Genomic DNA, 24,021 nt, shown 5'->3' on the forward strand with positions numbered 1-24,021 from the left:
CGATCAGATCAGCGCGGGTTCAGGACAGTCACACCAACCGCCGCTGCACGGGCAAGCCCGATATCCAGCGACATGGGGATGTATTCTCCGCGCCGCCATAGTTGGGCCTGATCGTCATAATAGCGAGATAGGAAATGGCCTGACTGGCCAGTTGCGGTGATGAAAACCGAACTATCGGGGTCCGCAAAATCGTAGACGCCACGATAACCTGCGCCATGCACATTCTGGAACGGGTCCGGTCCTTCGCCTGACGTGCGCCCGCGCAGCAGTGTGTTATCGCCACCGCTGGTGGATTGGCGAATGTTGACGAAAAACCGCAGCACCGGAACCTGGCCCAGCGCAGGGTGGTCCTGGGTGGCCTGATGCGCATCGCCCCAGCGTAAAGATTCGAGTGCGGGGCCATAGCGTTCGGAAATCCAAATGATCGCGTCATCCAGGGCCAGTCGTGCCATGTCGGTGCAGTTTTCGACGGGAGCGCTCTGAACCACGTCGCACCAGACCGAGGCACCGTCGATATCGCGATACACCCGTTCGATAAACAGCGGCTCGACATGCTTGTATTCGGCAGCCAGCGGACCAAGTTCGTCCGAGATCAGGCGGATTTGCAGCGCGCGCAACCATGCGGCGTAGATCAAGGGTTCCGGCAGATGCTCGTTCATCTCACCGTTCCAGTTGGCCAGCAGATCCAGCGCGATCTGACGCTGCCGTTCGGGCGTGCCATCGGGTGCCGACTCACCGGTAAACCAGAGGTCGGCGCCGATCAGAGGAAGCAGTGATCGCGCTGTAAAGCTAACCGTGTCCAACTGCGCTTCGATAAAACTGTCACGCGTATGTACCTCGCGCGATTGCATCAGGCGTTCCCAGCGATTGACCCGCTGGGTGTCGCCCCACTCGTACGACACATGGCGCGGGAAGGGCCGGTCGATAATCTTGTTGTTGGTGTTACCCAGAACTCCGCCGACCGGGGCCACGAATTCAGGATTGTCTGAATAGGGCAGGCGGCCCTGCCAACGGTTCCGTTCCAGCCAGCCGGGGGTGGGAATACGGCCTCGGCTTTGATTGTTCAGATCGCGCCGGGGCATAGCGCCGACCAGTTTCATGCCGATCGTGTCTTTATCGACAAGCGACAAGTTTTGCGAAGGGGCAATATAGTCCTCGGCCGCGTCGATGGCGTCTCGAACTGAATCGGCATTCATCAGCGCCAAAGAGGCGCTCATGGATGTATCGCGGGGGCTTAGCGCGCTCCACGACAGAGACGCGACATGGCCCGGTGGTGTGATGGTTTCCAGATCATAATGCGTGCCCGGCAGAACCGGGCCATTCTCGGTCCAGCGCAGGGTCAGGGTAATTGGGGCGGCGTCTTTGATCTCGATAATCGAAGGGCGGGTCTGAAAGCGTTTGTAGCCGTCTGGGGTAAGGTATTCTTCGCGATTTTCGGGGTTCAGTTGTTCGATGTGAACGTCCTGATCGTCCAGATAGGAGGAGGTAAGGCCCCAGCCCAAGCGCTCACTCCGTCCGGCTGAGATTGCCGGTACGCCTGGAACGGTTGCACCGATAACGCCGCCTTTGGCCAGTTCCAGCCGCGCCAGATACCAGATACCCGGGGCGGTGAGGCCCAGATGCGGATCGTTTGCCAGCAACGTGCCACCGCTGGCCGAGCGGGACGGCGCGGCGGTCCACGCGTTTGACGCACCTGCCAGCCCGCGCTGCGGGAAAGGCGACAGCGGCGTGTCGGGCATCGGGGTGCCTTGGGCATAGCGCGGAAGGTCTGGAAACAGATCAGCATACTCGGGCAGCGCGGCAATACCGGGACCGGGGACGTCGGGCAGAATGTCGGCCAGCCGTGCGGGATTATCCAGCATCAGCGATGTGCGTGCGCGCAACACTTCATCAGCAAGATGGCCGGAAAGCTGCAGGCTCATCAGCTTGATAATCGCTACGCTGTCGCCCGGCTGCCATGGGGGAACGGGGGCGTTGAACAGGAACATCTCGGGGGCGCCACGTCCAAGCGCCTGTTCGTTGATCTCGGTAAGCCGGGCGTTGATCCCTGCGGAATAAGCGCGAAGCGCGGCCTTGGTATAGTCGTCCTGAAACTCGACTGACCGATGGGCGAGTCCGTAAAGATCGAAACGGCGAAGTAATTTGTCGATGGCTACCGTGCGCTGGCCGAACACTTCGGACAAGCGGCCCTGTGCGGTCCGACGCAGGATGGTCATCTGCCACAGCCTGTCTTGTGCATGGGCATAGCCCAGACCAAAGAACACGTCCGGGTCGGACTGGCCCAGTATATGCGGCACATTTGCAGTGTCGCGAACGATCTCGACAGGGGCAGTTATTCCTTCAACTTCAAGGGTTTGATTGTATTCAGGCAGGGATTGGCTGGCCAGAAAGTAGACCAACCCCACAGCAGCGATTGCCAGCAGGATCAGGCCTGTCGTAAGTCTCACCAGCCAGCGAAAAACCAGGCCCATTTGTCCCCCGAGAATTCTATGCGGTCATTTGCGCCAAGGTTACTGGAACCTCCGCCCGACCGAAAGAGGAATGCCACTGGAATTTGTGGAAAACCGCGAAAACTCGGAGCCCCGCCACAAGATGTAGCGGGGCTCGTCAGAGGGGGGAGGGTGGTATCTTGAGTCTTAGGGGATGATGCGCGTATATTTGGTGCCTTCGACCGTCGCGCCGAACTTCAGACCCGCTTGTCCAAAGACTGCGGCCAGCACGGGTTTGCGCAACTGAGTGGTGTCGGTCGATAAGGATTCTCCGGTCGCGTCGACGACGTATCCGATATCTGCACCGGCCGTCCAACCGCTGGAGCGGCGGAAATCGTTCAATGCCTCTTCGGTCATAAAGAACAGAACATGCGCATATTGCTGTGCGCCGATCTGCAGACCCGCAGTACCGGAGATGGCGGAATAATAGTCGACCGTCGCGCCCTGAATACGCAGTGCACCCTGACCATAGGCGCCACCAAAGATAAATCCGGCATCTGTAATCAGTGGCATGACCAACATTCCGTTGGCCTTGTTGGCAATCTCAACGGTGTTGGGATACTTGCTGTACATCTCGTTCAGTGTCGCGTCGACACGCGCGTCGAGTGTGACGGCGTTGGAGTTGCCAACGCCGTTGCCGCAAGCGGCGGTCAGCGTCAGTCCGGCCATGCCAAAAGCAAAACCGCGACGGCTAAGTCGGGGGGAGTTTGAACTGCTCATGTTTCTCTGTCTCTGTGTATGTGCCTGATATGTCGGGTGTTCCCGATCTTGTCTGCAAGAATACGCCGATTGCACCGGCCTGTCACGGGAAAGCTGTGCTGCGCACGCAGCAAATCGGCGAAAAATTGCGACAATCTGAGGTGTTAGCCCTGCAGGATGCGCGCGGCTTCGGGTGCAAAATAGGTCAGGATGCCGTCACAGCCTGCGCGCTTGAAGGCCAGCAGGCTTTCCAGCATCACCTTTTCGCCGTCGATCCAACCGTTTTGTGCAGCGGCTTGGATCATCGCGTATTCGCCAGACACCTGATAGGCATAGGTCGGCGCACCGAAGCTGTCTTTGACCCGTCGGCAGATATCCAAGTATGGCATCCCCGGTTTGATCATGACCATATCTGCACCCTCGGTCAGATCACGCTCGATCAGACGCAGGGCCTCGTCCGAGTTGGCAGGGTCCATCTGATAGGTCTTCTTGTCACCGGTCAGAGCGCCCGATGCCCCAACGGCGTCGCGGAAAGGGCCGTAGAAAGCGCTGGCATATTTGGCGGCATAACTCAGGATCATGACATTCTGGTGACCCGCCGACTCAAGTGCGCTGCGCATGGCGCCGATACGGCCATCCATCATGTCGGACGGGCCGATGATGTCAGCTCCGGCTTGGGCCTGCGCCAGCGTCATTTTCACCAGCGCCTCAACAGTCTGGTCATTCACAATCTCGCCATCGACCACATAGCCGTCATGGCCGTTGATGTTGTAGGGGTCCAGGGCCACATCCGTCATCACCGCGATTTCGGGCGCAGCGGTCTTGATCGCACGAATGGCGCGGTTGGACAGGTTGTCGGGGTTCCAGGCCTCGGCACAATCCTCGGTTTTCAGGCTCGGATCGGTGTATGGGAAAATACATATTGCAGGAATGCCAAGGGCTTGCGCTTCAACCGCGGCTTTGGCGATCAGGTCGACCGAGCGTCGCACGACCCCGGGCATCGACGGGACGGGTTCTTCGATATTTTCACCGTCGCGCACAAAAATAGGCCAGATAAAGTCATTCACGGTCAAGGTGTTCTCGCGCACCAGACCCCGGATCGCCTCGGATTGGCGGGCCCGGCGGAAACGGGTCCGGGGATATGGGGCGATAGTCGGTTTCATGGCGCACTCTCCTTGAACAATTGCGCATTGGGTGGCATGAATTCCCGGTGGTCTCAAGGGTAACAATGGACGCATCGCTGCGATGACGGTCCCTGCGGACGTTGAACAAAGGGCAGACGCTTGGACATTTACTCGTCGATTTTCGAACTCATCGATATGCGGAGCTTCTCAAATCTGTGGTATTGGATCGGCTTGGCCGCCCTTTGGTCATCTGCAAGCCATTGGACCATGGGAGTGCCCTATGATCTGGTGTTGCGCGCCCGTCGTGTGGGTGGTCAAGCGGAACAGGACCTTTTGGATATCGCGCGGATCAACTCGAACAGAGTGTTGTACATCGTTGAAGCCTCGGGTCTGGTATTGATGGCAATTTGCTGTTTTGTTTTGACTGGCCTTGCGACGTTGGGTTTCTTCTACGACGTGGAATTTGCACAGGCCGTATTCCTCCTTCTGCTCCCGATGTGTTTTGTAATGATGATCAGTATTGCGGCAGCGCGTCGATTACAGACTCAAGAAGCGACCGTAGAAAATGTTTCCAAAACGCTGACGCGAAGTCGAACCTTTACTCAGATCATCGGTATGTTCTCGATCTTGATCACTGCGTTCTGGGGAATGTATCAGAACATTTCGATTGGTGTCCTGGGTTAGTAGTCCCTGAAAGGCAAGGTAATGACGGCTCCGAACCACGTAACAGTCGGCGGCGGCCCCGAGGGGTTTGATGCACAGCTTGTGCTGAATGAGATCACGCGCTCGGGCGGTCCAGTCTGTCATATCGCCCGCGATGACAAACGGATGGAGGCGATGCGGGCAGCGTTGGCATTCTTTGCCCCGGACATGCCCGTATTTGTATTCCCCGGATGGGACTGCTTGCCCTATGATCGGGTGTCGCCCAACGCCGACATTTCTGCTGCCCGCGTGGCAACATTGGCTGCTTTGGTGCATCAGATTCCGCAGCGGTTCGTGCTGCTTACCACGCTCAATGCCGCGACCCAACGGGTACCCGCGCGTGCAGTGTTGCGAGAGGCCGCATTCACCGCTCGCGTAGATCAGCGCATAGACGAAGATGCCCTTCGCAACTTTCTGGTGCGGATGGGCTTTACCCAAAGCCCCACGGTGATGGAGCCCGGAGACTACGCTATCCGAGGCGGTATCATCGACATCTTCCCACCCGGTGAGAGCGGTCCCGTGCGGCTGGACTTGTTCGGGGATGTTCTGGATGGTGCACGCCGGTTTGATCCTGTCTCGCAGCGAACGACTGAAAAACTTGATGTGGTCGAGCTTGCCCCGGTGTCCGAGGTCATACTGGACGAAGCCGCCATCACCCGATTCCGTCAGAACTATCGCATCGAATTCGGCGCCGCGGGTACGGATGATCCCTTATACGAAGCTGTCAGCGCAGGTCGCAAGCATCAGGGGATCGAGCATTGGTTGCCGTTTTTCCATGAAAAACTGGAAACGCTGTTCGACTATCTTCCAGGGGCCTCAATCTCGCTTGACGATCAGGTCACGCCTGCTCGGCTGGCGCGCTGGGATACGATTGCGGATCAGTATGAGACGCGAAAGCTCGCTTTGGAAAACCACTCGCGCATGGATACGGTTTATAAACCGACGCCTCCCGGTCTGCTCTATATGGACGATGCTGCATGGGCAGATGCAGTGGGCGATCGTCGCGTTTTGCAGTTCAGCCCGCTGCCGCAGGCGAGTGGTCCGGGCGTGATCGATGCAGGCGGACGGATCGGGCGCAACTTTGTACCCGAACGTCAGCAGGAAAGCATCAGCCTGTTTGGCGCTCTGGCGGCGCATATCACCGAAAAGATGGACAAGGGGCCGGTCCTCATTGCCTCTTACTCCGAAGGCGCTCGTGAACGACTGACCGGCTTGATCGAAGATGAAGGCCTGGCCGAGGCAATCCCGGTGACCGACGGAACCCGGGTTGGAAAGCGCGGCCTGCATCTTGCGGTTTGGGCATTGGAACACGGGTTTGAAGCGCCCAATCTGACCGTGATCTCGGAACAGGACGTTCTGGGCGACCGTCTGATCCGCCAACCCAAGAAACGCCGCAAGGCCGAGAACTTCCTGACTGAAACGCAGTCGCTATCGCCCGGTGATCTGGTGGTGCATGTTGACCACGGGATCGGGCGGTATCAGGGGATGGAGGTCGTTACGGCTGCTGGGGCCGCCCATGAATGCCTGCTGCTGGAATATGCTGAACAGTCCAAACTCTACCTGCCGGTCGAAAACATCGAACTGCTTTCGAAATATGGCCATGACGAAGGGCTGCTTGATCGCTTGGGTGGTGGCGCTTGGCAGGCCAAGAAGGCCAAGCTGAAAGAGCGCATCCGCGAAATGGCGGACAAGCTGATCCGCATCGCCGCCGAACGAGCCCTGCGGAAAGCTCCTGTCATGGACCCACCGCCGCATGCATGGGAAGAGTTCAGCGCGCGTTTCCCATATCAGGAGACCGACGATCAGTTGCGCGCGATTTCCGAGGTGATGGAAGACATGCATTCCGGCGCGCCGATGGATCGTCTGATCTGTGGCGATGTAGGCTTTGGCAAGACCGAGGTCGCCATGCGCGCAGCCTTTGTCGCCGCGATGTCGGGCGTACAGGTTGCCATTGTGGCACCGACCACGTTGCTCGCGCGGCAACACGCGGCGTCCTTCAAGGATCGCTTCCGGGGTTTCCCACTTGAAGTCCGACAACTGTCGCGCTTTGTCTCGGCCAAAGAGGCGCAGCAAACCCGCGATGGGTTGGCGCGAGGCACGGTGGATATCGTGATCGGCACCCATGCGCTGTTGGCCAAAGGGATACGGTTCAATAATCTGGGTCTGCTGATCATCGACGAGGAACAGCATTTCGGCGTGGGCCACAAGGAACGGCTGAAACAGCTGCGCTCGGACGTGCACGTCCTGACCCTGACAGCGACACCGATCCCACGAACTCTGCAACTGTCCCTAACAGGCGTGCGTGATCTGTCGATCATAGGCACGCCCCCCATCGACCGGCTTGCGATCCGCACCTATGTTAGCGAATTCGACGCGGTAACAATCCGTGAGGCGCTGCTGCGCGAGCATTATCGTGGCGGGCAGAGCTTCTATGTGGTGCCGCGCATCTCTGACCTGCCTGAGATCGAGGAATTCCTGAAAGAGCAGTTGCCTGAGTTGTCCTACGTGGTCGCACACGGGCAGATGGCTGCGGGTGAGCTTGATGACCGCATGAACGCGTTTTACGACGGTAAATACGACGTTCTGCTGGCCACGACGATCGTAGAAAGCGGGCTGGATATCCCGACTGCCAACACGATGGTCGTGCATCGGGCGGATATGTTTGGCCTAGCGCAGCTCTATCAGATCCGGGGGCGGGTGGGGCGCTCAAAAACCCGCGCCTATGCCTATCTGACCACCAAACCGCGCCAGCGCCTGACGGCGACGGCTGAGAAACGGCTGCGGGTTCTGGGCTCGCTGGATACGCTCGGGGCCGGGTTCACACTGGCATCGCAAGATCTCGACATTCGTGGTGCGGGCAACCTGCTGGGTGAGGAACAGTCCGGCCAGATGCGTGATGTGGGCTACGAACTCTACCAATCGATGCTGGAAGAGGCGATTGCCAAGATCAAAGCCGGCGAGATGGAGGGGCTATCGGATGCCGATGACCAATGGGCGCCGCAGATCAATCTGGGTGTCCCGGTTCTGATCCCCGAGGATTATGTGCCCGATCTGGACGTGCGTCTGGGCCTCTACCGCCGCCTGTCGTCACTGTCGACGAAAGTGGAACTGGAAGGATTCGCTGCCGAGTTGATCGACCGCTTCGGCAGCCTGCCGAAAGAGGTGAATACCCTGATGCTTGTCGTGCGCATTAAGGCGATGTGCAAACGTGCCGGGATCGCCAAGCTGGACGGCGGGCCAAAGGGCGCAACGATACAGTTCCACAATGATAAGTTCGCCTCACCCGAGGGGTTGGTCGAGTTCATTCAGAACCAACGCGGGCTGGCCAAGGTCAAGGACAACAAGATCGTTGTGCGGCGCGACTGGAAGAAGGACAGCGACAAGATCAAAGGTGCGTTTGCCATCGCCCGTGATCTGGCCGAAAAGGTCGTGGCTGTGAAGAAAAAGGCGAAAGCCTAGTCCCCCGTCACAAAAGTGCAGATTTGCCAGTCGCCCGTATCGGATTTAACAAACGCAGCGCGGTAGCCAACCATCGATGTCAGAAAATCGCTGAGTAAGTAGCCCGATGTCCCATCGGTTAGTCTGATTTTCTGGTATTCCCCATCAGGTTGATAGTCAGGGACGATCACGATTTCATGACTGATCAGCGCGAGGATGGGCGCGCCACGAGACGGTGCCTGACGCAGTGTGATGCTTTCGCCCGAAACATAGAAGGCGGTGAAAGGGTCTACTGTAGCGGGAAGAATGATCCGCCAATAGTGCGGCATCCAGAATTCACCCTGATCGTCAAAATATCCCGGTTGGGAAACTGTTTGCTGCAATTGCGACCAGTAAAAATCACGTAGCTCCGCAGCCTCGTCCTGAAATTCTTCACCAAGCGTTTCCGGAGGCACAGTCAAGTTGGTGCGAAACTCTTCCGGTCCACCTGCTGTGCCGTGACTGAGATAGATGTCGGGACAAGCGGCGGCGACAACTGCATCGGTATCGCGTGCCTCGATTTTCGCCAGCAAGTCAGCTCGGAATGCGACCAGTGATGGATTTTGACCTGCCTCGTCGATAGGTGGAAAGGTCTGGCGCTGTGCCAGCGCTGGACTGGCAAGCAGCAAGCCTGCCACCAAAAGGAATAGCTTCATTCCGCAGCCCTCATGGCGGCTTGGGCACAGAAGCACGACGCGCCGACGGTGCGGTCCGCGCGCGCCAAGGCAAGATCAAGGCGTTGCTTGATTTGGCGGATTTCTACTGTCTCGCCGCGTGCTTTCAGGCAATCATGCAAACCCTTCAAACTCCAGACATTGTCAGGGTGGATCGAGGCGCGGCTGAGCGTGCCACCCAAGCCTAGATCTTCACGATAGACTGCCTCGGCCTCGTTCACATGCCCTTGTTCGCACAACAACGCACCAAGCGCATGGCGTGTTGGTTGCATCCAACCCCATGGCTCGTCATAGGGCAGCGTGTCATCCAACTCGACCGAGCGGCGTAGATGTGCATAGGCAATCTCGTAGTTGCCTTTGCGATACTCGATTTCTCCGCGCAGCATTTCCGCTGCGATCTCCAGAAGGTCGATGACCCGATTGTTGTGCAGGCGGCGGGTCTCGGGCACGCAGGTTTTTGCGGCAAGGAACAACTGCTCTTCGGCCTCGGCTTGCGCCACCTCATCAGTGGCCGCATGGGCGATGGCGCGAGCATAATGTGTTGTTGCTGTCAAAGTGCGATAAAGGTCAGGGTCGTCTGGCAAATTCAGTGCCTTGGCCTCTTCCCAGCGGCCAAAGCGGATCAGGATATGCGGGCCCATGGACATGTAGCTTTCAAAATAATCCGCCATGGGCGGGCTTTCGATCCGAAGCATATCTTCGGGGGTGGTATCCCACAGGCCCTGATTGGCACGCAGGGCTGGTTCCATCTGACCGAGAAACAGAGCGCCATAGATGGTGAAGTGATAGTTGTGCTGACGATAGCCGGTATAAATGTTGAACGCGCCTTCACGCTCATAATATTTCAGATCGGCCTCGGTAGCCTTTTCGTTCCAGTAGGCAACGTTGTGATAGTGGCCGCACAGCACGTCGATATGGGTCGGCATATGCACCAGGTGACCGGCATCGGGTACGAGTGTACGCAGGATGTCTCCGGCCTGCAGCGCCTTTTCTGGCGTCGGCGACATCTCCATCAGGTGCACATATAGGTGAAGTAGACCGGGATGAGACATCGACGCCGGGTCATTGACCAAAGCGCTCTCCAAAGCGTCTTGCGCTTCAAGGGTCGCGGCACCCTCGGCCGGTTGGCCCGTTTTCAGGTCCCACATCTTCCACGGGGTGAGGTTCATCAGCGCCTCAACATGGATCGTGCGCAGGTCCAGATCATCAGGCTGTTCGGCAAATGCGGCGCGCATGGCATCCGCATAGTCATAGTCCCACTGGTGCATGTTTTCGATGGGGTCACGCTGAGGGTATCGGGCGGGTAGGGCGCGGATCAATGCTTGCTCAACCGCTGTGCACCCGTTGAGCAGCGACAGCGCCTTCTGTGTTGCATCATAGGCGATGGCCAGTGATTTGGCCCGGCCCTGATCGTCCCGCAATTCCCACGGCAGGTTATAGTTTGGGCCTGCTGCATAGGCGACGCCCCAATGGGCCATGGCGCAATCCGGGTCAATCTCGGCAGCTTTCTGAAAGCACGTGACCGCTTCGTCGTGGTTGTAGCCATACGTCCAGACCAATCCGCGATCGAACCAAAGCTGTGCTTCGGGTGATGCTGTGGTGACGGCACAGGAATACGTGCCCAGATCATAATAGTCGCTCATGGCGCCCCCTCCCCACGATTTGCGGGAAGGTTAGCGTGTTTCAGCGGCTCTGCACAGATCAGGCGGGCAGTCTGTTTTCGATCCGGCCCATATGTAGCATCAGGCCGAAGCCAAGGATGCACATCGTTAGCACGCCGGTCGTCAGCGGTGTGATCGACCCGTCAAATAACAGCCCAATAGGGGCCGCGATGGCAGCCGCCAGAATTGTGGCGATCGAGCCAATGACCGAGGCAGCCATTCCCGCGATATGACCCATAGGTTCCATGGCAATGGCGTTCAGGTTGCCCATGGTTACACCGGCCATAAAGAAGATCGAGGTCTGCCACGCCACAAAAACAGCAAAGGATGCGCCCGGTGAAAGTGGTGTCATGTTCAGGATGATGACGGCGCTTGTGATCAGAATCTGCGCGCCCAAGGCCCAGGTCACCATACGGCGCATCCCGACGCGTACGACCACGGCGGCGTTCAAAAGGCTGGCCGAACCCGAGATCAGCGCCACGAAGGCGAACCAGAAGGGAAAGCTGTCTGCCCGATCATGGATGACGTCAAAAACCGGCTGAACCATCGTTAGCATGGTGAACAGCAACCCCATGCAAAGGGTCTGCACCAGGATCGAGAGGCGTACGGTGGGGTGTGCGAACATCTCATGCACTGCCGCAATCATCAGGGGCAGGCGGAAGGGGCGCCGGTTTTCGGGCGCCAGAGATTCAGGCAGGCGCGTGGCCATCCAGATCACGATGATCGTGGCGAATATGATGAAGGACACAAAGATGCCGCGCCAGCCGACCAGTGCAATAACGCCTGCGCCTAGCAGCGGTGCCACGGCGGGGACCAGAGTAAAGATCATCATCGCAATCGAGATGATGCGCGCCATCTCGCGCCCTGAAAACAAGTCGCGAATGATCGCCATAGCCACAACGCGCGGCCCGGCCGCCCCGAGGCCCTGCGCGATGCGCGCAGCCAGCACCAGTTCAAGCGATGAGCTCGACCACGCAACAGCGCAGGCCAGTATATAGAGAGCGGCACCACCATAAATCACCGGCTTGCGCCCGACCGCATCGGAAATTGGCCCGGTAAAGAATGTGCCGATCCCCATGCCCAGCACAAAAGAGGTCAGGATCAACTGTGCTTTGTTCAGATCGTAGGGGCTGAGCTCTGCGCCGATCTCGGGCAGGGCTGGCAGCATTGAATCGATCGAAAAGGCTATCGTGGCGAACATCATCGCGATCAACGCAATGAATTCGCCCCGGGACATGCGGTCGGCCATGGGGAACTCCTTCCCGAATGCGCTATCACGGCGTTTCGGGTTGGACTAGATCAGAAATGCACAGGGGTATGTGCTATTCTGCAGGGGAAGCCTCAATCTGAGACATGATCTCAGCGATCACTTTTGCCCACAATTCAGGAGGTTGCGCGCCCGGAACAGCGTGCTGGTTTGCAACGATATATGTGGGAACAGAATTTACGCCCATTTCGCGTGAATGGCTGTCGCGGTTACGGATATCCTCGCGGTCGGCGTCTGACTGCAGCAGTTTCAGTACGACCGCTGCGTCCATGCCGACGCTGTCGGCGACATCAGCCAACACCTCATGATCACCAATATCACGCGCCTCGACGAAGTAAGCATTAAAGAGTGCATCGACCACGGATTCCTGCTTGCCCTCAATCCCCGCCCAGTGGATCAGGCGGTGGGCATCCAGCGTGTTGGGCGTGCGTTTCATGCCTTCGAAATCGATATTCAAACCTGCGTTTTCGGCATGTTCGACAACGGGAGCGTATGCGCGAACTGCTCCGTCCTTGCCGCCGAACTTCCGTTCAAGGTATTCGCGCCGATCCATGCCCTCGTCGGGCATATCGGGGTTCAGTTGAAAGGGGTGCCACTCGATCACAAAGGGGTGGTCTGGCACTTCGGCCAGCGCCTTGTCCAGATGGGTCTTGCCGATATAGCACCAGGGGCAAATCGGATCGGACATGATGTCGAGCTTTACAGTGTGTGTCATTCGGACGTCGCCTTGAAATAGGCCGGCAGGGCGCGGCGCAGAAGTTTGCCGTTGCCTCCGGTGGGTAAGGCGGGCAGATGGACAAAGGCACGCGGCTGTTTGTAGCGCGCCAACTTGTCAGACACATAGGCGTGCAGGTCCGCCGCGTCCAGTTCTTCGGGGCCAGTGTAGAAGGCAACGATGATCGAACTGTCCTGTTTTACCTCAACCGTAGCCGCCCCGACCTGGGTGATCTCGGGATGGGTGGATAAGGCCGCCTCGACTTCGACCGGGGAAACGCGATATCCGCCCGCATTCATCATGTCGTCATCTCGACCCAGATAGGTGATTTGCCCATCAACCGCCATCGCGCCTTGATCACCGGTCAGGAACCAATCCCCCTGCATCCGAGCAGCGGCCTCGTCGGGGGCATTCAGATAGGTCAGCATCAGGCCCGGATCTTCGCGATGTACGGCTATTGTACCTTCCTGACCTTGTGGCACAGGGCCATCCGGCCCGAGGATGGCAATCCGACGCCCGGGCTGCGGCTGCCCCAACGCTGTGCCGCGTGCCGGGTGGCTTGGGCTGGATGAGATGAAGGTCGAGCATTCGGACATGCCGTAAGCCTCATAAAGCTCGGTGCCGGTGAACTGCACCCATTTTTCATGCAGGTGTCGCGACAGCTTTTCCCCGGCGCAAAGGCCGTGGCGCAGATCGGGAAGGCCGGGCTGCGTGTCACTTTGCATCATCTTCCGAAAGACCCCCGGTGCGGCTGCAAAGATGGTGGCACGATGTTGTTTCAACAGGGCAGGCAGATCGCGTATGTCTGTCCCGGGTTCAGGGATCAGAGCCGTTGCACCAATGGCCCAAGGGTCCATCAAGCCGGTGCCCAGCGTGTAGGTCCAATTGAATGCCCCCGCATGGCACAGCCGGTCCGAGGATTTCAGGCCATACCAGCCGTCGACCATCATCTGCCGAGCCCAGATGGCGCGGTGTGCATGCGCAACCGCACGGGGTTTGCCCGAAGTACCCGAAGTGTAGACCACGTAGGCAAGCCGCTCGGGATCACCCATGGCAAAACTTGCAGGCGGCAGTGATCGCATCCGGGCCAGTTCAGGCAGCATGATCTGATCCGGGTGCGCCGCGCAGGCGACCTGGGGATCTCGCAAAATGGCGGCGGGTTTCAGATCGTCGACGATCTTTGCGGTCTCTTGCTCGGTCAGTTGTGATGAGGTGGGCACGGGGACCAGCCCCACGGCGATTGCGCCCAGATAGGCGATCGGAAAATCGACGGTATTGCCCAATCGCATGAGAACAATGTCTTGGGCGCGAAGGCCGCTCTGCAGCAATCCTGAACCGGTGCCCATTATCGCCGAATGCAGATCGCCATAGGTCCAGTCTGTTGCACCATCCGATCCCAGCACCGAAAGTGCGGTCTTCTCAGCTGAACTTTTCGCATGGCGCAGCACATGCGCGGCAAGATTGAATGGGCGCGGGCAGGGCGTAGGCGGCCCCTGATCAAAGATCGACAACATGAGAACTGGCTATCCCCGTGCGAGGCGCGTTGCAAGCAGGGCATGCTCGCCCTATAGAAAGACCCATGGCCACCAATGATCATAAATCTATCGTCAGAATTGCCCGCGACAATGGTGTCAACACCGAGTTGGAGCCGGTCGATCTGGGCGCGCGCGTGCGCGAACTGCGTAAAGCCCGCAACTGGACGCTGGAACAGGCGGCGAGTCAGGCGGGTCTGGCTCGGTCGACACTCAGCAAGATCGAAAATGGTCAGATGTCTCCGACCTATGATGCTTTGAAAAAGCTGGCGACCGGATTGGAGATTTCGGTGCCTCAGCTTTTTACGCCGCCACAACGCGATCAGGTGATCGGTCGAATGGCAGTGACCAAGATGGGCGGGGGTGCGGCCCATGCGACCACCACCTACGAACATGAGTTGCTGGCAGAAACGCTGACCAAAAAGCAGATGCTGCCCTATCGCGCCCGTGTACGTGCACGCTCGATGGAAGAATTTGACGGCTGGGTGCGTCACGATGGTGAGGAATTTCTGTATGTTCTGACCGGAGTGGTGCGGTTGTTTACCGAGTTCTATGAGCCGGTCGAAATGCGCCGCGGCGACAGCGCTTATTACGACGGCAGCATGGGGCATAACGTCATTTCGGTCAGTGATGAGGATGCGACGATCCTGTGGGTGACGTCACTTGCTTAGGGCTTGGGCCGCTTCGCGGTTCAATGCTTCGGTGAACAGGAAATCCTCAAGCTCTTCGCGCGCCTCGTTTACGGTCAGGTGGTGACGCTCGGCCAGGTAAGCTTCGAACTGTTTGCGATCTTCGCCAACGCGCGCCATATCCCTATCGCGCAGGTTCGGAAACCTACGTTTTGCACGCGCATATGACGCGTCCCAGTCTTGCGTCAGATCAGCCCAGTTTAGCATCTGCGAGCCTTCCTTAGTTGGTGTTTCAGGATTGCTCTCCCCCAAGACAGCCTACGGAGCGCCGTGCGTTGCTGCAGACATGACAAAATGTCGCAGCCGGAGTCGGGAGATAAGATGCAAAAAACCCGCTGCGGAGATACCGCAACGGGCCCACGGACCTGCTGTAAAGTGAGTGGCGGCCGGTCCGTTATTCTGCTGGTTCGAATAACCAGTTCAGTATTTTGTGTCCGATAAATACAGCAATTAACTGCATAATTATGAACATCGGAATGTGCGCAGGGTATATCCCTGCAAAGGTATCCGTAAAGCCCCTTGCGATTGTAACGGCCGGATTAGCAAAACTTGTGGAAGACGTATACCAGTAGGCGCCGGTAATATAGAGGCCCACAAGGGCTGGTACCGTGTCCGGCTTGTGCCGAATTCCGCCGAAAATCACAAACAGCAAACCCAAAGTGGCGACAATTTCCGAAAACCACTGATGTGCCCCGGTACGATGCATCGTTTCCGAAGTTTGCAGAATCGGCAGGTCAAACATGTAATGGCTGGCCCAGACCCCCGCGATACCTCCGGCAATCTGAACAAGCATGTAAGGGGTGACCGCACGCCAGGGATGTTCACCGCGCAGCGCAAAGGCCAATGTCACTGCAGGGTTGAAGTGAGCGCCCGAGACAGGGCCGAGCGTAGTGATGATAGCGTAAAGGATGCAGCCGGTCGCAATTGCATTGGCCAGCAACGCCAGCGCGATGTTCCCCTCGGACAAGGTTTGCGCCATGATGCCTGATCCGACAACGCCGATCAGCAGGAAGGCGGTTCCGAGGAATTCGGCAAAGTATTGGCGGGCGCTCACAGCAGGGCTCCTATACGTTTGAGATGGGCCGAGAGTTCAACGCTGTCCATGGTTTCAATGGGCAGCTCCAGAAGTGCCTCGGCGCGGCGCCCAAGAATGTCATATGCGGTCCTAAAGGCGGTTTCCCAGTCTGACTGAGACGCGGCGGCTGGGTCCTCGACACCCCAATGCGCGCGTACGGGGGCGCCGGGCCAGACGGGACATGTCTCTTCGGCGGCTGAGCCGCAAACCGTGATCACTATGTCCATTTCCGGAGCATTTTCTGCTGCAAACTCATCCCAGCTTTTAGAGCGGGCATCGCGGATGTCATGGCCTTCGGCACCAAGCAGCGTCAAGGATTGCGGATGCACCTTCCCGGTCGGGTTGGAGCCTGCTGAATAGGCGCGTACACGCCCTTCGCCGGTGTGATTGAAGAGCGACTCCAGCAGAATCGACCGAGCCGAGTTGCCGGTGCATAGAACCAGTATGTTCATGGGGGTATCCTTGGATTGATCGAGGACTACTCGGCCATTCGGCCGATATCATCCACCTTGTGCTGTAGTGAGATGCGGTCGAGCGTTTCGAACGGGAGGCTGGCAAAGGTGGTGATACGGTTGCGCAGCAATCCGTAGGACTGCTGGAATGCCAGCTGCTTTTGCGCGTCGGTTCCTTCAACTTTGACCGGATCGGGCAGACCCCAATGCGCGCTTATCGGTTGTCCTGGCCAAGCGGGGCAGGCCTCGTTCGCTGCGTGGTCGCAGACGGTAAAGACAAAATCCATCTTTGGGGCATCAGCAGCGGCAAATTCTTCCAGTGATTTTGAGCGGAGCGAGGTCGTGTCGTAGTCTTTTTGCTTCAAGAGTTCCAAAACGATTGAATTTGGTCCGTCCGATGGTGCCGTTCCTGCCGAATAAGCGCGAAACAAGCCGTTACCTTCATTGTTCAGGATGGCTTCCGCCATGATCGAACGGGCCGAATTTCCGGTGCAGAGGAAAAGCGCATTCATTACGCGGTCAGGGGACGCCATAACGGGGTCATCCGAGGGTTGCATGCACAAATCAGGACGATTTTGACAGCAACCGCCCAGCAACTCATCAAACAGCCCGCGCACCGCTGGTAAGTTGGCGGCATATTGCAATGATGTCCCGCTGCGCGACTGCTGGATCAGCCCGGCGGATTTCAATGCATTCAGGTAGGTTGACGCAGTATTGGGTTTCAGCGCTAAAGCCTCGGCAATCTGACCCGCAGCAACGGAATCTGGATAGCGACGCATCAACAGCCGGAACAGATCCAGCCGCTTGGGATGTGCGAGTGCGTTCAGCCTGTCATGAATCTCTATTTCCATAATTCATGAAATATGGAAATAGAAAGGACTCGTCAATCCTGAAACCACCAGACCTGTGGCATATATTCTGGCCCATCGCCATAAATTGGCAGAGTGTCGGGTTGTTTCAGCTCTTTGACATGGGCGATACGGCCGACATCAAAGCTCCAGATAGGAATAACATAGCGACCCGCTGTCAGAACACGATCCAGCGCGCGCGTTGCCGCAACAAAATCCTCGTGGCTTTCCGAGGCCAGCATCGCGTCGATCAGCCCGTCCACGGCGGGCGAGGTCAGACCCATGACATTCCGCGTCCCGGGAGCGTTGGCGTTTTCGCTGCCCCAATACAGGCGTTGTTCGTTGCCTGGCGAGAGCGACAGCGCACGACGGAACGGGGTCATGTCAAAATCTTGCGCATCGATGCGTGAAGTATATTGCGCGTCATCTACTTTCTCGACTGTCAACTGGATACCCAGGCGTTCGAGGGCGCGGGCGTAGATTTCCGCGATCACGCCGACATCCTGGACCACGTTCAGGCTGCCCTGGCTGATGACCAGATCAATCACAAACGGCTCACCGCTGGCGTTGCGAAGCTGGCCGTCCTGAATGGTCCATCCGGCCTCTTCCAGCAGTTTAAGCGCTTTGCGGATATTTCGGCGGTTGCGTTCGGTTCCATCGCTTTGAGGCAATTCATATCCATCCAGCGTGCCCGGTGCCAACTCGGCGGCGTAAGGTTGAAGCAATTCCTCGACACGACCAGTGGCCGGTCCGGGTTGCATCCCCAATTCCGAACCCGAGAAATATGAGATGATCCTGGGCTGCGCCCCGCCTGTAATGGTGTCGTTGATGAACTCGAAGTTGAAGGCCAGCGTTAGTGCCTCGCGTACGCGCCAGTCATCGAATGGGGCCTTGCGTGTGTTCATGACAAAGCCGGTCATGCCTGACGGCTTTTGATGGGGAATTTCCGTCTTCACAATATCACCGCGCTGAACCGCTGGGAAGTTGTACTGCGTGTTCCATTTATCCGCGTTGAATTCACGAACGGCCGAAAGCTCACCAGCTTTGAACGCTTCAAACGCGACTGTGCCGTCTCCGTAGAACTCAATCCGCATGTCATCCAGATTCATCGTGCCCTTGCGGTAGGGGATATCGGCACCCCAATAGTCAGGATTGCGACGCAGGTTCACATAGCGGCCAGCCTCATAGTCATCGATTACGTATGGTCCGGAACCGATGGGTATATCGTGTAGTTGAGCGTCAGCGAACGACTTTCCCTCCCACTGCGCTTTTTGCAGGATCGGGCGCATTCCGGCGATCAGGGCCAGTTCGCGATCCGGTTCGTTAAAGGTGATCCGAACGTTGCGCGGTCCAGTCTGTTCAATGCTATCAATCTTGCCCCACAGCCCGCGATATCGCAGGTGGCCTTCGGTGCCCAGTGTCTCATACGACCATATCACGTCATCGACAGTGACCGGCGATCCATCCGAGAATTCAGCATTTTCGCGCAGCGTGAATTCGACCCATGTGCGGTCCGAATCCGTCTCAACTGATTCGGCTAACAACCCGTAAAGAGTGAAAGGTTCGTCCCAGGAGCGACCCATCAGGCTTTCATGAGTCCAAAATCGCAACTGCCACGGCGCGGTACCTTTTTGCACAAACGGGTTCAGACTGTTATAGCCGCCGGTATTGCCAAATACGACCTTGCCGCCCTTGGGCGCGTCAGGATTTGCGTAGGGTAGCGACACAAAATCCGGTGGTAGGGCCGGGTCACCATACATAGCTATGCCATGGGCCGATTCTGCTGACGCCATTGAGGCGGCGAAAATACAGGTGATTCCCACAATCGCGGGACGAAGGGGGCGGAGATAATCGGGGCTCATTTTGGAAACAATCCTGCTCTGGCCTTATTTTGTTTGGGATTCACCGTAGCCATGATTTTTCTTATTATCAAACTTTTAGCTTGGACGAGGGCGTGGAATTGCTTATAAAGGTTCTACTGCTCGATAGGTTTCTTGCCTGTATGAAACCTGCCTCAATAACTTAACGCCCGCTTCGTGCGGGCGTTTTTTTTTGGCAAAACTCGTGCGGGTGCGCGGATCAGATCATTCCCCGTTTTCTTTGCAGGTGCAGCATGGCACTGTGTTTGAGAAACAAAAACTCATAAGGAGAGTGCCATGAGTCTTTCGGGCAAAACAGCCGTCGTCACGGGGTCGAATTCGGGGATTGGGCTGGGCATCGCGCGTGAGCTGGCGAAGGCCGGGGCGGATGTGGTGCTGAATTCGTTCAACGACCGTGATGAAGATCATGCGCTGGCCACCGAGATTGGCAAAGAGACGGGAACCAACGCGCGCTATATCAAGGCAGATATGTCCAAGGGCGATGAATGCCGTGCACTGATCGAACAGGCAGGTGCTTGTGACATTCTGGTGAACAACGCCGGCATTCAGCATGTGGCTCCGATCGATCAGTTTCCGTCGGACAAATGGGATGCGATCATCGCGATCAACATGAATTCGGTCTTTCATACGATGGCGGCAGCGCTTCCGATGATGCGCGCGGCGGGCTGGGGGCGGATCGTGAATATTGCCTCGGCTCACGGTCTGACGGCCTCGCCCTACAAGGCGGCTTACATCGCGGCAAAGCATGGTGTCGTCGGGATGAGCAAGACCGTGGCGCTGGAGACTGCGCAGGAGCCGATTACCTGCAATGCTATTTGTCCGGGATACGTACTGACTCCATTGGTTGAGGCGCAAATTCCCAACACGATGAAAGAGTACAATATGAGCCGTGAGGATGTGGTGAAGAACATCCTGCTGGAGCGGCAGCCGTCGAAGGAGTTTGCCACGGTCGAGCAGCTGGGCGGAACTACGATCTTCTTGTGCTCGGATGCAGCGGCACAGATCACAGGAACGACGATATCCGTGGATGGGGGATGGACGGCATTGTGAGGGACCATGGGGGCTCTGCCCCCATACCCCCGAGGTATTTCTGGCCAGATGAAGAGGCGGAACCATGAAACGGATCAATCTGGCATTGCAGGGCGGTGGGGCGCATGGCGCGTTTACCTGGGGTGTACTGGATCGATTGCTGGATGAAGAGGATATCGAGGTTGCCGCGATCACTGGGACTTCGGCCGGCGCGCTGAACGGGGCAGCGTTCAAATCAGGGATGGTGCATGCAGGGCGCGACGGGGCGCGGGCGTGTCTGGATGGGCTTTGGAAACGCATGGGTGCCGTCGGCGATATGCGAATTGCCCATTGGATGCGGGGCATTGAGCCTGCTCATGTTGCACAAGCGTTAGAGTACTCCGTTCCGTTCTCGATGGCCGAAGCATGGTCGCGGCTGGTATCGCCTTACGCCTATGGGCCGTTTTATCGCAATCCGCTCACCCCGGTTGTGGATCGGTTCAACTTTGATGAGATTTGTGCAGACGAAGGGCCCGCGCTGTTTGTCTGCGCCACCTGTGTGCGCAGCGGCAAGATTCGCGTGTTCACAGGCGAGGAGATTTCGACCGATGCGATTCTGGCCTCGGCCTGCTTGCCGAACCTGTTTCAGGCGGTTGAAATCTATGACCCGAAATCCGAGCGGACCGAAGCGTATTGGGATGGCGGCTATACCGGAAACCCGGCGCTTTATCCGTTGTTCGGTGGAGATTTGCCAGATGATGTGGTGATTGTGAACATCAACCCGCTGGAACGCGATGAGGTGCCTAAAACGCCGCAGCAGATTCAGAACCGGATCAATGAGATCAGCTTTAACTCATCGTTGTTTCGCGAGCTGCGTGCGATCAATTTCGTTCAACGGCTTCTGGCCGAAGGCAAGCTGAAGGCTGGTGAGATGAGCCGGGTGCTGGTGCATATGATCGCTGATGACGCCTTGATGAACGACCTTTCGGCGGCCACCAAGATCGTGCCAAACCCGGTTGTGCTGAACCGGCTGAAACAGTCCGGGCGCGATGCGGCGGATCAGTTTCTGAGCGCGCATAAGGACGATCTGGGTCAGCGAAGCACGGTCGATTTGCCCGCAATGTTTGGTTGATTATTCAGGCGGCTGGGTTGGGTCTTTGTCATTCGGGTAAACCAGGCCCGCTGAGATCACCAGCTTGGCTGCGTCCTCGATGGACATATCCAGCAGGATCACATCCTCTGCGGGGAAAAACAACAGGAACCCGGATGTGGGGTTTGGGGTTGTCGGGACAAACACGCTTAGCAACTCGCCCCCGGTTTCGGCGCGATCGCTCACTTCACCGCGCGCTGTTGTCGAGACGAAGCCGATTGCCCAGATGCCCCGGCGCGGATACTGGATCAGGCAGGCTTTTTCGAAAGACCGCTCGGTCTGGGCGAACACAGTTTCCGAGATTTGCTTGATCCCGGAATAAACCGAACGGACCACGGGCATGCGGTCGACGACACTCTCGGCGAAATGGATCAGAGAACGGCCCAGAATGCCCTTTGCGATCCAGCCGACGATAATCGTGAACAGCAGGAATATGACCACGCCAACGCCGCGCAGGTTGATGCCGACATATTCCGAGGGTTGGAACCGTTGCGGGATCAGTGGCAGGACGGCGCTGTCGATCCAGCCAACCACAGACCAGATCAACCAGATGGTCAGCCACACCGGAGCAATGACGACGATACCAGTCAGAAAGGACGCGCGTAGCCGGGAGAACAGGCCGGGGCGTCGGTGGGGTTCTTCGTCAAACGGAGTGTTCATTGCGGTCCTGAGTGGTTTGCGGAATTAGGTAAGCAGTCCGGGCGCTTGGTGCAATAGCTGGGGTCAGTGGGCTGATTCCGTTAGCGCACGCGCGATGACCGCTGCCAGTCGGGCGTTGTTGCGTACCAAAGCGATGTTGGCGGTAAGCGAACGGCCTTCGGTCTGTTCATAGATACGCTGTAGCAGATAAGGTGTGACGCCTTTACCTGTGATCCGGTGAGTTTCTGCATCGGCCTGTGCGGACGCGATGATCGGGGCCAGCTCCTCGGACGGGATCTGGTCGGCTTGCGGGATCGGGTTAGCGACCAACTGACCACCCGGCAGCCCCAACGCACGCCGTGCTGCGTGGGCTTTTGCTATGTCAGCGGCATCATCCATGCGCAGCGGGGCTGCCAAGGGTGATTTTGCGGACCAGAAGGCCGGGAACTCGTCCTGTCCGTGGGCGATGACGGGGACGCCGAGCGTTTCCAGAACTTCAAGTGTTTTGGCGAGGTCGAGGATGGCTTTGGCCCCGGCCGCGACCACAGTCACCGGGGTCTGCGCGAGCTCGTGCAGGTCAGCGGAGATGTCGAAGGAGGTTTCGGCCCCCTGATGCACCCCACCGATGCCTCCGGTGGCGAAGACCTCGATGCCTGCATAATGTGCGGCGATCATTGTTGCGGCGACGGTGGTGGCCCCGGTGCCGCCTGTGGCGAGGCAGGCGGCCATGTCAGCGCGTGACAGTTTGGCGACGCCTTGCGCCTGACCCAGTGCGCTCAGCTGGTCGGCTTCGAGGCCGACGTGCAAAACTCCGTCAATAACGGCAATCGTTGCTGGAACGGCGCCCGCATCGCGGATGTCTTGTTCAACCTGTGCCGCGACCTCGATGTTCTGGGGGTAGGGCATGCCATGGGTGATGATGGTGCTTTCCAATGCCACGATCGGTTGGCCCGCATCCTTGGCGGCGCGGACCTCTGCAGAATAATGAATGGTGATCACAGTGGGGTTTCTCCGGAAACATAGGTTGCAGCGGCGCGCAGCGCGCGGCTGAGTGCCGCGTCGCTGTCGGCACCATTCGCCTCGGCCGCGATATGGGCGGCCATGAAAGTGTCACCCGCGCCGGTCACGCGGGTGACCAGAACGGAAGGGGGTGTTTGGGTCAAGACAGCATCAGCATCCCCGACGGTGGCCGAGTTGCCGCCATCGGTCACAAGAACCCGCAACGCGCCACGGTCCAGCAGGCCTTTGGCGGCGCTCTCGGAATCGGTGAACTCGCGCTGGCAAAGCAGTCCGGCCTCTTCGAGATTCACATAGAGCGTTGCACGGGCGTGTTTGAGGAAGGGCAGCAGCCGTTCTGCCTTGCCGGGCGAGGCCGGGGCGACGCGCAGGTCGGCTTTAGCGAAGGCGGGGCTTTGGGCGATCTCTTCCAACAAGGTCAGCGTCAGGTTGCCGTCCAGCGCGATAGGTCCTTCAAATGGGGTATTCTCGTAGCCCAGTGGCCCGTGCATCAGGGGGTGCAGGATTTTGGCTCCGGCAGCTTCAAGCGAATGCGCATCGGCAATGGCGGCGATCAGCCCGTTGGCTCCTTCAACCGCCATATATCTGTCGGTTGGCAGGTCTTGCGAGCGATAGATGTGATCGGTGACCATCCCCAAACGCGCGCAGGACCGGACCAGTTCATCCCCTTCAGCGTCGCGGCCAATTGCGGTCAGCAAAGTCGGGGTCATTCCGAACCGCACCAGCGTCATGGCGATGTTCATGGCGACGCCACCCGGCAGGCGAGTAATGCGGCCGGGTACATCCGAGCCCTGTCGCATGGCGCTGGCCGAGCGTCCGATCACGTCCCAAAGGACCGAGCCGATGCACAAAATTTCGCTGTTCTTGTTCATGCCTTGTGTCATGCCGCAGCCCCGACGCGGGTGCAAGGGTTAACGCTCGCA

At 58.1% G+C, this 24,021-nt stretch carries 21 protein-coding genes; 5 read left to right on the forward strand and 16 right to left on the reverse strand.

The genetic code is table 11. The features are described from left to right. Window positions 1–8: 8 nt before the first annotated feature. The 3 genes from ACR0MP_RS04390 to hemB form a co-directional block, all read right to left on the reverse strand. Window positions 9–2,471: a penicillin acylase family protein gene (locus ACR0MP_RS04390; RefSeq protein WP_170406092.1), complete on the reverse strand. Its 2,463-nt coding sequence runs from the start codon at window positions 2,469–2,471 to the stop codon at window positions 9–11. Window positions 2,472–2,636: 165 nt separating this feature from the next. Next, entirely contained in the window at window positions 2,637–3,209 is a 573-nt protein-coding gene (locus ACR0MP_RS04395) for a lipid-binding SYLF domain-containing protein (RefSeq protein ID WP_170396874.1), read from the reverse strand. Window positions 3,210–3,352: 143 nt separating this feature from the next. Then, the gene (gene hemB / locus ACR0MP_RS04400; RefSeq protein ID WP_170734939.1) at window positions 3,353–4,351 is read right to left on the reverse strand and encodes a porphobilinogen synthase; all 999 of its coding nucleotides are present in this window, start codon (window positions 4,349–4,351) and stop codon (window positions 3,353–3,355) included. A 120-nt stretch (window positions 4,352–4,471) separates the two neighbouring features. Here hemB and ACR0MP_RS04405 point away from each other — a divergent pair, with 120 nt between their 5' ends. Then, window positions 4,472–4,996, forward strand: a complete 525-nt coding sequence (locus ACR0MP_RS04405) for a component of SufBCD complex (protein ID WP_480886983.1) — start codon at window positions 4,472–4,474, stop codon at window positions 4,994–4,996. 21 nt (window positions 4,997–5,017) lie between these two features. Further along, entirely contained in the window at window positions 5,018–8,473 is a 3,456-nt protein-coding gene (mfd, locus tag ACR0MP_RS04410) for a transcription-repair coupling factor (RefSeq protein WP_480886986.1), read from the forward strand. Here the strand turns inward: mfd and ACR0MP_RS04415 are convergent. The 5 genes from ACR0MP_RS04415 to ACR0MP_RS04435 form a co-directional block, all read right to left on the reverse strand. Continuing rightward, a complete protein-coding gene (locus tag ACR0MP_RS04415) occupies window positions 8,470–9,147 on the reverse strand; it encodes an SH3 domain-containing protein (protein ID WP_170406081.1) in 678 nt (225 codons plus the stop codon). The genes mfd and ACR0MP_RS04415 overlap by 4 nt on opposite strands. After that, complete coding sequence (locus ACR0MP_RS04420) at window positions 9,144–10,808, reverse strand: hypothetical protein (protein ID WP_480886989.1); 1,665 nt, start codon at window positions 10,806–10,808, stop codon at window positions 9,144–9,146. The genes ACR0MP_RS04415 and ACR0MP_RS04420 overlap by 4 nt, the downstream gene beginning before the upstream one ends. 58 nt (window positions 10,809–10,866) lie before the next feature. Next, the gene (locus ACR0MP_RS04425; RefSeq protein WP_170406074.1) at window positions 10,867–12,075 is read right to left on the reverse strand and encodes a multidrug effflux MFS transporter; all 1,209 of its coding nucleotides are present in this window, start codon (window positions 12,073–12,075) and stop codon (window positions 10,867–10,869) included. A 73-nt stretch (window positions 12,076–12,148) separates the two neighbouring features. After that, window positions 12,149–12,808, reverse strand: coding sequence for a DsbA family oxidoreductase (locus tag ACR0MP_RS04430; RefSeq protein WP_170406071.1), 660 nt, complete (start codon window positions 12,806–12,808; stop codon window positions 12,149–12,151). Then, window positions 12,805–14,322, reverse strand: coding sequence for a class I adenylate-forming enzyme family protein (locus ACR0MP_RS04435; RefSeq protein WP_170406068.1), 1,518 nt, complete (start codon window positions 14,320–14,322; stop codon window positions 12,805–12,807). Before ACR0MP_RS04435 ends, ACR0MP_RS04430 begins: the two co-directional genes overlap by 4 nt. A 65-nt stretch (window positions 14,323–14,387) precedes the next feature. On the opposite strand from ACR0MP_RS04435, the gene ACR0MP_RS04440 reads away from it, so the two are divergent. Then, a complete protein-coding gene (locus ACR0MP_RS04440; protein ID WP_170396891.1) occupies window positions 14,388–15,011 on the forward strand; it encodes an XRE family transcriptional regulator in 624 nt (207 codons plus the stop codon). Here the strand turns inward: ACR0MP_RS04440 and ACR0MP_RS04445 are convergent. The 5 genes from ACR0MP_RS04445 to ACR0MP_RS04465 all read right to left on the reverse strand — a co-directional run bounded on the left by ACR0MP_RS04445 (window position 15,000) and on the right by ACR0MP_RS04465 (window position 19,266). Then, window positions 15,000–15,236, reverse strand: coding sequence for a hypothetical protein (locus tag ACR0MP_RS04445; RefSeq protein ID WP_170396893.1), 237 nt, complete (start codon window positions 15,234–15,236; stop codon window positions 15,000–15,002). The two genes, ACR0MP_RS04440 and ACR0MP_RS04445, sit on opposite strands and share 12 nt — an antisense overlap. 187 nt (window positions 15,237–15,423) lie before the next feature. Further along, on the reverse strand, window positions 15,424–16,083 hold the full coding sequence (locus ACR0MP_RS04450) for an MIP/aquaporin family protein (protein WP_170406065.1): 660 nt from the start codon (window positions 16,081–16,083) through the stop codon (window positions 15,424–15,426). Beyond that, on the reverse strand, window positions 16,080–16,556 hold the full coding sequence (locus tag ACR0MP_RS04455) for an arsenate reductase ArsC (protein WP_170406062.1): 477 nt from the start codon (window positions 16,554–16,556) through the stop codon (window positions 16,080–16,082). Before ACR0MP_RS04455 ends, ACR0MP_RS04450 begins: the two co-directional genes overlap by 4 nt. Window positions 16,557–16,582: 26 nt before the next feature. Next, window positions 16,583–17,407 carry an arsenate reductase/protein-tyrosine-phosphatase family protein gene (locus tag ACR0MP_RS04460; RefSeq protein ID WP_170406059.1) on the reverse strand — a complete coding sequence of 275 codons (825 nt, stop codon included), beginning with the start codon at window positions 17,405–17,407 and terminating at the stop codon, window positions 16,583–16,585. 32 nt (window positions 17,408–17,439) lie between these two features. Continuing rightward, window positions 17,440–19,266, reverse strand: a complete 1,827-nt coding sequence (locus ACR0MP_RS04465; protein ID WP_170406056.1) for an extracellular solute-binding protein — start codon at window positions 19,264–19,266, stop codon at window positions 17,440–17,442. A gap of 294 nt (window positions 19,267–19,560) precedes the next feature. Between ACR0MP_RS04465 and ACR0MP_RS04470 the strand changes: the two genes are divergently transcribed. Both ACR0MP_RS04470 and ACR0MP_RS04475 read left to right on the forward strand, forming a co-directional pair. Beyond that, window positions 19,561–20,334 carry a 3-hydroxybutyrate dehydrogenase gene (locus ACR0MP_RS04470; protein WP_170406053.1) on the forward strand — a complete coding sequence of 258 codons (774 nt, stop codon included), beginning with the start codon at window positions 19,561–19,563 and terminating at the stop codon, window positions 20,332–20,334. Window positions 20,335–20,398: 64 nt separating this feature from the next. Then, the gene (locus tag ACR0MP_RS04475) at window positions 20,399–21,424 is read left to right on the forward strand and encodes a patatin-like phospholipase family protein (RefSeq protein WP_170734946.1); all 1,026 of its coding nucleotides are present in this window, start codon (window positions 20,399–20,401) and stop codon (window positions 21,422–21,424) included. Here ACR0MP_RS04475 and ACR0MP_RS04480 read toward each other — a convergent pair whose 3' ends face one another. The 3 genes from ACR0MP_RS04480 to ACR0MP_RS04490 form a co-directional block, all read right to left on the reverse strand. Then, window positions 21,425–22,102, reverse strand: a complete 678-nt coding sequence (locus ACR0MP_RS04480) for a DUF502 domain-containing protein (protein WP_170396909.1) — start codon at window positions 22,100–22,102, stop codon at window positions 21,425–21,427. A 63-nt stretch (window positions 22,103–22,165) separates the two neighbouring features. Beyond that, on the reverse strand, window positions 22,166–23,080 hold the full coding sequence (locus ACR0MP_RS04485) for a pseudouridine-5'-phosphate glycosidase (RefSeq protein WP_170406047.1): 915 nt from the start codon (window positions 23,078–23,080) through the stop codon (window positions 22,166–22,168). After that, entirely contained in the window at window positions 23,077–23,970 is an 894-nt protein-coding gene (locus ACR0MP_RS04490; RefSeq protein WP_170406044.1) for a PfkB family carbohydrate kinase, read from the reverse strand. Before ACR0MP_RS04490 ends, ACR0MP_RS04485 begins: the two co-directional genes overlap by 4 nt. Between the last annotated feature and the right edge of the window lie 51 nt (window positions 23,971–24,021).

This window comes from Ruegeria sp. K3, from assembly GCF_056531845.1.

Bases quoted from the DNA above. Each gene is read 5' to 3' on its own strand.
- ACR0MP_RS04435 (WP_170406068.1), bottom strand. From the start codon at position 14,322: ATGTTGTCGATCTTTGATCAGGGGCCGCCTACGCCCTGCCCGCGCCCA.
- ACR0MP_RS04425 (WP_170406074.1), bottom strand. From the start codon at position 12,075: ATGGCCGACCGCATGTCCCGGGGCGAATTCATTGCGTTGATCGCGATG.
- ACR0MP_RS04420 (WP_480886989.1), bottom strand. From the start codon at position 10,808: ATGAGCGACTATTATGATCTGGGCACGTATTCCTGTGCCGTCACCACA.
- hemB (WP_170734939.1), bottom strand. From the start codon at position 4,351: ATGAAACCGACTATCGCCCCATATCCCCGGACCCGTTTCCGCCGGGCC.
- ACR0MP_RS04460 (WP_170406059.1), bottom strand. From the start codon at position 17,407: ATGGAAATAGAGATTCATGACAGGCTGAACGCACTCGCACATCCCAAG.
- ACR0MP_RS04490 (WP_170406044.1), bottom strand. From the start codon at position 23,970: ATGAACAAGAACAGCGAAATTTTGTGCATCGGCTCGGTCCTTTGGGAC.
- ACR0MP_RS04475 (WP_170734946.1), top strand. From the start codon at position 20,399: ATGAAACGGATCAATCTGGCATTGCAGGGCGGTGGGGCGCATGGCGCG.
- ACR0MP_RS04480 (WP_170396909.1), bottom strand. From the start codon at position 22,102: ATGAACACTCCGTTTGACGAAGAACCCCACCGACGCCCCGGCCTGTTC.
- ACR0MP_RS04470 (WP_170406053.1), top strand. From the start codon at position 19,561: ATGAGTCTTTCGGGCAAAACAGCCGTCGTCACGGGGTCGAATTCGGGG.
- ACR0MP_RS04415 (WP_170406081.1), bottom strand. From the start codon at position 9,147: ATGAAGCTATTCCTTTTGGTGGCAGGCTTGCTGCTTGCCAGTCCAGCG.
- ACR0MP_RS04440 (WP_170396891.1), top strand. From the start codon at position 14,388: ATGGCCACCAATGATCATAAATCTATCGTCAGAATTGCCCGCGACAAT.
- ACR0MP_RS04430 (WP_170406071.1), bottom strand. From the start codon at position 12,808: ATGACACACACTGTAAAGCTCGACATCATGTCCGATCCGATTTGCCCC.
- ACR0MP_RS04465 (WP_170406056.1), bottom strand. From the start codon at position 19,266: ATGAGCCCCGATTATCTCCGCCCCCTTCGTCCCGCGATTGTGGGAATC.
- ACR0MP_RS04390 (WP_170406092.1), bottom strand. From the start codon at position 2,471: ATGGGCCTGGTTTTTCGCTGGCTGGTGAGACTTACGACAGGCCTGATC.
- ACR0MP_RS04445 (WP_170396893.1), bottom strand. From the start codon at position 15,236: ATGCTAAACTGGGCTGATCTGACGCAAGACTGGGACGCGTCATATGCG.
- ACR0MP_RS04455 (WP_170406062.1), bottom strand. From the start codon at position 16,556: ATGAACATACTGGTTCTATGCACCGGCAACTCGGCTCGGTCGATTCTG.
- ACR0MP_RS04395 (WP_170396874.1), bottom strand. From the start codon at position 3,209: ATGAGCAGTTCAAACTCCCCCCGACTTAGCCGTCGCGGTTTTGCTTTT.
- mfd (WP_480886986.1), top strand. From the start codon at position 5,018: ATGACGGCTCCGAACCACGTAACAGTCGGCGGCGGCCCCGAGGGGTTT.